This is a genomic window from Streptomyces sparsogenes subsp. cuspidosporus, assembly GCF_039532705.1.
GTDB lineage: Bacteria > Actinomycetota > Actinomycetes > Streptomycetales > Streptomycetaceae > Streptomyces > Streptomyces sparsogenes.
On record NZ_BAAASD010000051.1, the window covers coordinates 56351 to 64157 of the forward strand.

Genomic DNA, 7807 nt, shown 5'->3' on the forward strand with positions numbered 1-7807 from the left:
CCCGACCGTTCTTCAGGGCGGCTGCGGCGGCCTGCCGCAGTGTTGCGCTAGAAGGGTCTTACCAAGTGAAGAACATCAAGAAGTTCGCGGCCGTCACCATCGCGGCGGGCGGCCTCGCCGTCGCGGGTGCCGGCGCCGCCTCCGCCCAGGGCTCGCAGGCTCAGGGCCAGGCCGTGAACTCCCCGGGCATCGCCTCCGGCAACCACATCCAGGCGCCCGTGTTCGTTCCGGTCAACGCCTGCGACAACAGCGTCCGTGTCATCGGGGCGCTGAACCAGTCCTTCGGCACCTCCTGCGGCAACCACTGAGCGTCCCCACGCCAAGGCACCCCGGCACCCCGGCGGCCCCACCGCCGGGGTGCCCGCCTGCGGGCAGCCCTCAGAACCCGCCCCGCTCCAGCTCCTCCACATACGCGTTGTACGCCGCCACCTGCGCCCGCCGCGCCGTGCGCTCCACCGGCCGCAGCGCCTCCGCCCGCGCCGCGATCTCCGACGCGCTCACCGCCGCGCCGTGCTCCCCGGCACCCCCGCCCGGCCCCTGCGCGATCCCGATCAGCGCGCCCACCCGCTGGGCCAGCTCCAACACCCGCAGCGCCCGCGGCGGATAACCCGGCGCGAGCACCTCACGCCCCCGCCCCGCCCGCGCCCGGTACGCCTCCAGAGCCGCCTGCGCGGCCGGCCCGGCCCCGGCGACATTCAGCCGCGCCAGCACCTCGGTGGCCTCCCGCAGGGCCTCCGCCAGCTCCCGCTCGGCCTCGCCCAGCGACGGCACATCGGCCGGCGGCGCCTCCCGCACCGGCAGACAGCGCCACACCACCTCGACATGGACATCCCCCTCGGGCCCCGCCTCCAGCACCTCCGGCACCAGGCCCAGGGCCACCCCCGTCACGATCACCGCCTCGCCCGCCTCCAGCGCCCGCGCGTTGAACTCCGGCGGGCCGCTCAGCCCCAGCGGATGCCCCGCCACCGGCAGCGCCACCCGCAGCCCCTTGGCCCCCAGCGCCCGCAGCCGCCCGAGCGCCAGCGTGAGCCCCACGGGGGCGGACTCCCCCGGCAGGTCGGCCACGCGATGCGAGGCGTCATCGGCCGCGATGCGATGCGCGGCCTCATCGGGGGAGACAAGTCCGGCGAGAAGGGCATTTCCCCAGGCGGCAAGGCGCCCTGAGCGCGGTTCATCGAGCATGGCCCCAGCCTAAGGACTGGCGCTGACAAGACGTGGCGTAGGTTTTCCCCTGGGGGCTGCGCCTACAGGCGCCGCGATACTCGAGACTGCAATGGGAGACAACGCGCTCATGAGCGATGTTCTGGAGCTGGTGGACGTATCCGTGGTCCGCGACGGTCGGGCTCTGGTGGACGAGGTCTCCTGGTCGATCAAAGAAGGGGAGCGGTGGGTGATCCTCGGCCCCAACGGCGCCGGCAAGACCACCCTCCTCAATGTGGCCTCCAGCTATCTCTTCCCGACCACCGGGAGTGTCCGGATCCTCGGCGAGAAGCTCGGCGCCGTCGACGTCTTCGAACTGCGCCCCCGCATCGGCATGGCGGGCATCGCCATGGCCGACAAGCTGCCCCGCCGCCAGACCGTGCTCCAGACCGTGCTCACCGCCGCCTACGGCATGACCGCCCACTGGCACGAGGACTACGAGGCCGTCGACGAGCAGCGCGCCCGCGCCTTCCTCGACCGCCTGGGCATGACCGACCACCTCGAGCGGAAGTTCGGCACCCTCTCCGAGGGCGAGCGCAAGCGCACCCTCATCGCCCGGGCCATGATGACCGACCCCGAGCTGCTGCTCCTCGACGAGCCCGCGGCGGGGCTGGACCTCGGCGGCCGCGAGGACCTCGTACGCCGCCTGGGCCGACTCGCCCGCGACCCGCTGGCCCCCTCGATGATCATGGTGACCCACCACGTCGAGGAGATCGCCCCCGGCTTCACCCACGTCCTGATGATCCGGCAGGGCAAGGTGCTGGCCGCCGGCCCGGTCGAGACCGAGCTGACCTCGCGCAACCTCTCGCACTGCTTCGGCCTCCCGCTGGTCGTGGAGCGCAACGGCGACCGCTGGACCGCCCAGGGCCTCCCGCTCAGCTGACACGGCCCCCCCTTTCTTGGGGCTCGGTTCGCCTCCGGGGCGCCTCCAGCCACTGTCGACGGTCGACCGTGCTCGGCTGCTCGTTCCTCGCAGCCTCCGCGCGCTCTCCCTTTCGACAGCGGCGCGCCCCTTCGGCTCACTCGCCGCGGCACCTCTCCCGCGGATGATCCGCGCCCTGTTCCCGGACACCCCCCGAGAACTACCATGACCTTGTGGATCCTTGGGTGTGGTGGCTGATCGCCGCCGTAGGGCTGGGCATTCCGCTCGTGCTGACCGCGATGCCGGAATTCGGCATGGTCGCGGTCGGCGCCGTCGCCGCCGCGATCACCGACGCGCTCGGCGGCGGAGCCGTGCTCCAGGTCGTGGTCTTCTCCGCTGTCTCCGTCGCGCTGGTCGCCGCCGTGCGGCCCATCGCGGTCCGCAGCCGCACCCAGCGCCCCGAGCTGGTCAGCGGCGTGGAGGCGCTGAAGGGCCGCCAGGCCGTCGTCCTGGAGCGGGTGGACGGGAGCGGCGGCGGGCGGATCAAACTCGCCGGGGAGGTCTGGTCGGCCCGCGCGCTCGACCCCGACCAGTCCTACGAGCCGGGGCAGCAGGTCGACGTCGTGGACATCGACGGCGCCACGGCCGTGGTCATGTGAACCAGCGAGCCGTCATACGCGGATACCAACCGGATACCAGCGGTGGGCGGTCCGGCTGCCAACTGCCCCTCAGATCTGAAAGACTTGACCCGAGATCGACATCGAGACGGGCACCAAGACCGGCACCGGGATCGACATCGAGATCGACGACCAGACCTGATCATCCAGATCAACGAAAGCATGAAGGGCACGGGAAGCCGCTGTGGACGCGATCATCATTGTCCTGATCATCCTGGTGGTGCTCGTCTTCGTCGCACTCATCAAGACGATCCAGGTCATCCCGCAGGCGAGCGCGGCCATCGTCGAGCGGTTCGGCCGCTACACCCGCACCCTCAACGCGGGCCTCAACATCGTCGTGCCGTTCATCGACACGATCCGCAACCGCGTCGACCTCCGTGAGCAGGTCGTGCCGTTCCCGCCGCAGCCGGTGATCACCCAGGACAACCTGGTGGTCAACATCGACACCGTCATCTACTACCAGGTCACCGACGCCCGCGCCGCCACCTACGAGGTCGCCAGCTACATCCAGGCGATCGAGCAGCTCACCGTCACGACCCTGCGCAACATCATCGGCGGCATGGACCTGGAGCGCACCCTGACCTCCCGCGAGGAGATCAACGCGGCGCTGCGCGGCGTGCTCGACGAGGCCACCGGCAAGTGGGGCATCCGCGTCAACCGCGTCGAGCTCAAGGCGATCGAGCCGCCGACCTCCATCCAGGACTCGATGGAGAAGCAGATGCGCGCCGACCGTGACAAGCGCGCGGCGATCCTCCAGGCCGAAGGTGTCCGGCAGTCCGAGATCCTGCGCGCCGAGGGTGAGAAGCAGTCCTCGATCCTGCGCGCCGAGGGTGAGGCCAAGGCCGCCGCGCTGCGCGCCGAGGGTGAGGCCCAGGCGATCCGTACGGTCTTCGAGTCCATCCACGCCGGAGACCCCGACCAGAAGCTGCTCTCGTACCAGTACCTCCAGATGCTCCCGAAGATCGCCGAGGGCGACGCCAACAAGCTCTGGATCGTGCCCAGCGAGATCGGCGACGCCCTCAAGGGACTCGGCGGCGCCATCGGCAACTTCGGCCCGATGGCCGGTGGGAACGGCGGCGGTCCCGCCGCCACCGGCAAGGAGGCCGCGCCGCGCCGCGAGCAGCCCACCATCGACTGACGCCACACCCACAACGCCGAACCCTCGCGCACCGCGCGGGGGTTCATGCGTGTCGGGCCCGGCCCTCGGCCTCAGTGCGTCACGCGGGCAGCGCCAGCCACTCCGGCAGATCCTCGCGCCCCGCCGCCCCCAGCGCCAGCAGCAGCGCGTCCGAGGGCGTCGGCTCGAACGGCGTGCTCAGCAACCGCATCCCGGCCTGCTCCGGAGTCCGGTCCGCCTTGCGGTGGTTGTCCTCGGCGCAGGAGGCCACCGTGTTGAGCCAGGTGTCCCCACCGCCGTGCGACCGCGGCACCACGTGGTCCACGGTCGTCGCCCGGCGGCCGCAGTAGGCGCACCGGTGCCGGTCCCGTACCAGCACCCCGCGCCGCGACCACGGAGCGCGTCTTCGGAACGGCACGCGTACGTACCGGCGCAGCCGGATCACCCGGGGCAGCGGCAGATCGACCTCCGCGGCACGCACCCGCAGCCCGGGATGGGCGTGTTCGATGACTGCCTTGTTCTGCAGGACCAGCACCACCGCACGGCGCAGCGACACCGCAGACAGCGGCTCGAAGCTCGCGTTGAGAACCAGCGTCTCCCGCATCCCGACCACCTCCCGCATCCGGCGAACCCCCGGCCCGCGAGAGCGGGCGGGCCGGGGTCCATCTTTCGCCGGGAGCGAGTCCGGGACAACGCAATTTAGACCCGGGGCAGGCTCAATTCAGGCCGGGAACAAGGACCGGGAACAAGAGCCGGGAACAAGGACCGGGAACAAGGACCGGGGAGGAGGACCCTGCCCGGGCGCGCCGGCCCGGTGGCGCGGGCCGGTCAGCTGGCGGCCGGGTTCTCGTACTCGCCGATGAGCTGGGCGCGGGCCAGCGTGTGGAAGCGCAGATTGAAGCCGACGACCGCGGGCGAGGCGTCGGCGTCCGGGCCGAGCTTCTCGGTGTCCACCGCGTAGACGGTGAACACATAGCGGTGCGAGCCGTCCCCGGGCGGCGGCGCGGCCCCGCCGAAGTCGCGGGAGCCGTAGTCGTTCCGGGCGTGCACCGCCCCCTCGGGAAGCCCCTCGAAGGAGCCGCTGCCCGCGCCGGCCGGCAACTCGGTGACATCGGCGGGGATGTCGAACAGCACCCAGTGCCAGAACCCGCTGCCCGTGGGAGCGTCCGGGTCGTAGCAGGTGACGGCGAAGCTCTTGGTCTCCGCCGGGAAACCCTCCCAGCGCAGCTGCGGCGAGGTGTTCCCCTCGGCGTGGACCTGGGCGGACTTCAGGGTGCCCCCGGGTTCGACATCGTCGCTCACCACGGTGAACGACGGCACCGGCGGATGGAAATCGTGGGGGAGCGGGCGCCGGTTCTGCTCGGACACGTCGAAACCTCCTGCTGCTCGCGCTGGTCTGTCGGGGTCGTATCGGCGGCCAGCCTAACGAGATCGCCGCCGGGCGGGCTGACACCATGCCCCCATGACCGGAGCCGAGCCCGCGCCCCCGCCCGGCCCCGGCCGGCACACCGCCGCACTGGACCTGGACGGGGTCCGGGACAAGGCGGGCTTTCTCGACCGCTGTGCACGGGACCTCGGGTTCCCCGCCTGGTTCGGCCGTAACTGGGACGCGCTCGCCGACTGCCTCGGCGACCTGTCCTGGTGGGGCCGGCCGGCCGAAGGCTTCGTCCTGCGCGTCCACGGCTGGGAGGCCTTCCGTACGGCGGCGCCCGAGGCCGCCGCGACGGCGGCCGAGGTGTTCGCCGAGGCCACCGGCCGCTGGGCCGAGCGCGGAACCCCGCTGACGGTGCGGTACGAGTAACGCGAGCGGGGCGTGCACCGCGTGAACACGGTGCACGCCCCGCGTGCGAGCTGTCGACGGGCCGGAACCGCCGGCGGTCAGAACCAGTTGCGCTTGCCGCCGACCTCGGCGAGCCACTGGTTCAGGTACGCGGCCCAGTCGGTGTCCTGGTAGGACGCAAGGTTGACGGTGAAGGAGCGGTAGGAGTCGCCGCCTTCGGAGAACAGGCCGGGCTTCTTGTCCATCTCCAGGACGACGTCCATCTCCCGGTCGTCCGAGACGAAGCTCAGCTCGACCTGGTTGAGCCCGCGGTACTGCTGCGGCGCGTAGAACTCGATCTCCTGGTAGAAGGGCAGCCGCTGCCGGGTCCCACGGATGTGGCCGCGCTCCAGGTCGGCGCTCTTGAACCGGAAGCCGAGCTGGCCGAAGGCGTCGAGAATGGCCTGCTGGGCCGGGAGCGGGTGCACATTCACCGGGTCCAGGTCGCCCGAGTCCACCGCGCGCGCGATCTGCAGCTCCGTCGTCACGCCCACGTTCATCCCGGTGAGGTGACGGCCCAGGAACATCGTGATGGGCGTCTCCCAGGGGATCTCGAGACCGAACTGCACCGCGTGCACCGCCCCGGCCTGCACCTCGAACGCGCCGCCCAGCTGCTGCTTGGTGAACTGGATGTCCTGCTTGTACTCCTGGTCGTTGCCCTCCACCTCGACCCGCGCCTGCAGACCGACCGAGAGACCCTCGATCTGCTGCGCCACCGAGCCGCCCTGGATCCGGACCTCGCCCTGGACGATGCCGCCCGGGACGACGTTCTCCTCCGTCAGCACCGTCTCCACCGAAGCGCCACCGGCACCCAGACTCGCGAGCAGCTTCTTGAAGCCCATGTTCTCCCTCTCAAGGACGCGCCTGCGTCTTGTTCTGATCGCACGGCGACCACTGTTGAACCCTAGGAACGCGGAACGGCGGGGAGCGGTTCCGCGCCGCCCACCCTGTCAGCGGACGGGGTCCGCTCCAACCACCCGTTCGTATCGCTTGCACTACGCTCGGGCGGCGTGATCGCAGGACCTGACCGTACGCCGCTGCCCCGCACCTTCTTCGACCGCCCCGTCCTGGAGGTGGCCCCCGACCTCCTCGGGCGCACCCTCGTCCGCCGCACACCGGACGGACCGATCGAACTGCGCCTGACCGAAGTGGAGGCGTACGCGGGGCCGGCCGACCCGGGATCGCATGCCTACCGGGGCCGCACCGAGCGCAACGCCGTCATGTTCGGGCCCCCGGGCCATGCGTATGTCTACTTCACCTACGGCATGTGGCACTGCCTGAACCTGGTGTGCGGCCCGGAGGGCTTTCCCAGCGGGGTGCTGCTGCGCGCGGGGGAGATTCTGAGCGGCCAGGAGTGGGCGCACAAGCACCGCCCCACCGCCCGCAACGACCAGGAGCTGGCCAAGGGCCCCGCGCGGCTCGCCACGGCCCTCGGCGTCGACCGCCGGCTGAACGGCAGCGATGTCTGCTCCGGCCCGCAGGCCCCGATGCGGATACTCACCGGCACCCCCGTCCCGCCCGACCGGGTGCTGAGCGGCCCGCGCACGGGCGTCGGCGGTGAGGGCGCAACGCACCCCTGGCGCTTCTGGATCGACGGCGACCCGACGGTGAGCCCGTACCGCGCCCACACGCCCCGCCGCCGCACGTCCGACGCGCCGTCAGACCGAACTTGACTCGGGCCATGCCGACGCCTAACGTAGCCCGAGCCGCTTGAGACGGGCAGCGCTGTCGGTACGACCACGGTCGGGCCACGGCACCCCGGAGCCGCAGGCGGCACACCACTACCGAAGATTCCCGAACAGGGTCTATTTCCGCTGCGCGGAAATTCGATCCGAAGGCTCGATTAGGAGCCGGGCCGGAAATCAGCTAAAGTAGTGGACACACCGAAGGGAAGCGCCCGGAGAAACCGGTGAAACGGTTTCGAAGGAAGCGTCCGTTCCTTGAGAACTCAACAGTGTGCCAAAAGTCAACGCCAGATATGTTGATACCCCGTACGGTCGGCCAATGTGGCTGATCGGACGAGGTTCCTTTGAAGAAACACACACAGCGAGGACGCTGTGAGCGGGCTGGATTATTCCTCCGGCCTGCTCCGCTCTCGTGGTGTTGCCGGGATAGCCCGGAAGCATTCACGG

Annotated in this window: 10 protein-coding genes; 6 read left to right on the forward strand and 4 right to left on the reverse strand. The window is 70.9% G+C overall.

The window, feature by feature from the left end:
- The first annotated feature begins 65 nt into the window (after positions 1-65).
- Positions 66-308 (forward strand): chaplin, encoded by a 243-nt coding sequence (locus tag ABFY07_RS37105; protein ID WP_346178705.1) that lies wholly within the window; start codon positions 66-68, stop codon positions 306-308.
- Between the two features lie 70 nt (positions 309-378).
- On the opposite strand, the gene ABFY07_RS37110 is transcribed toward ABFY07_RS37105, so the two are convergent.
- Positions 379-1182 carry a hypothetical protein gene (locus ABFY07_RS37110; RefSeq protein ID WP_346178706.1) on the reverse strand — a complete coding sequence of 268 codons (804 nt, stop codon included), beginning with the start codon at positions 1180-1182 and terminating at the stop codon, positions 379-381.
- Positions 1183-1291: 109 nt separating this feature from the next.
- Between ABFY07_RS37110 and ABFY07_RS37115 the strand changes: the two genes are divergently transcribed.
- From ABFY07_RS37115 to ABFY07_RS37125, 3 genes are all read left to right on the forward strand, one after another.
- Positions 1292-2083, forward strand: a complete 792-nt coding sequence (locus tag ABFY07_RS37115; protein ID WP_065958418.1) for an ABC transporter ATP-binding protein — start codon at positions 1292-1294, stop codon at positions 2081-2083.
- A 212-nt stretch (positions 2084-2295) separates the two neighbouring features.
- Positions 2296-2721 carry an NfeD family protein gene (locus tag ABFY07_RS37120; RefSeq protein ID WP_076971076.1) on the forward strand — a complete coding sequence of 142 codons (426 nt, stop codon included), beginning with the start codon at positions 2296-2298 and terminating at the stop codon, positions 2719-2721.
- Positions 2722-2923: 202 nt separating this feature from the next.
- The gene (locus ABFY07_RS37125) at positions 2924-3877 is read left to right on the forward strand and encodes an SPFH domain-containing protein (protein WP_346178707.1); all 954 of its coding nucleotides are present in this window, start codon (positions 2924-2926) and stop codon (positions 3875-3877) included.
- A 79-nt stretch (positions 3878-3956) separates the two neighbouring features.
- On the opposite strand, the gene ABFY07_RS37130 is transcribed toward ABFY07_RS37125, so the two are convergent.
- Both ABFY07_RS37130 and ABFY07_RS37135 read right to left on the reverse strand, forming a co-directional pair.
- A complete protein-coding gene (locus tag ABFY07_RS37130; RefSeq protein WP_065958417.1) occupies positions 3957-4460 on the reverse strand; it encodes an HNH endonuclease in 504 nt (167 codons plus the stop codon).
- A 224-nt stretch (positions 4461-4684) separates the two neighbouring features.
- The gene (locus ABFY07_RS37135; protein WP_346178708.1) at positions 4685-5224 is read right to left on the reverse strand and encodes a YbhB/YbcL family Raf kinase inhibitor-like protein; all 540 of its coding nucleotides are present in this window, start codon (positions 5222-5224) and stop codon (positions 4685-4687) included.
- A gap of 94 nt (positions 5225-5318) precedes the next feature.
- On the opposite strand from ABFY07_RS37135, the gene ABFY07_RS37140 reads away from it, so the two are divergent.
- Entirely contained in the window at positions 5319-5657 is a 339-nt protein-coding gene (locus ABFY07_RS37140) for a barstar family protein (RefSeq protein ID WP_346178709.1), read from the forward strand.
- Between the two features lie 77 nt (positions 5658-5734).
- On the opposite strand, the gene ABFY07_RS37145 is transcribed toward ABFY07_RS37140, so the two are convergent.
- On the reverse strand, positions 5735-6517 hold the full coding sequence (locus tag ABFY07_RS37145) for a sporulation protein (RefSeq protein ID WP_065958223.1): 783 nt from the start codon (positions 6515-6517) through the stop codon (positions 5735-5737).
- A 168-nt stretch (positions 6518-6685) separates the two neighbouring features.
- Between ABFY07_RS37145 and ABFY07_RS37150 the strand changes: the two genes are divergently transcribed.
- Positions 6686-7348 carry a DNA-3-methyladenine glycosylase gene (locus ABFY07_RS37150; protein WP_346178710.1) on the forward strand — a complete coding sequence of 221 codons (663 nt, stop codon included), beginning with the start codon at positions 6686-6688 and terminating at the stop codon, positions 7346-7348.
- Positions 7349-7807 lie beyond the last annotated feature (459 nt).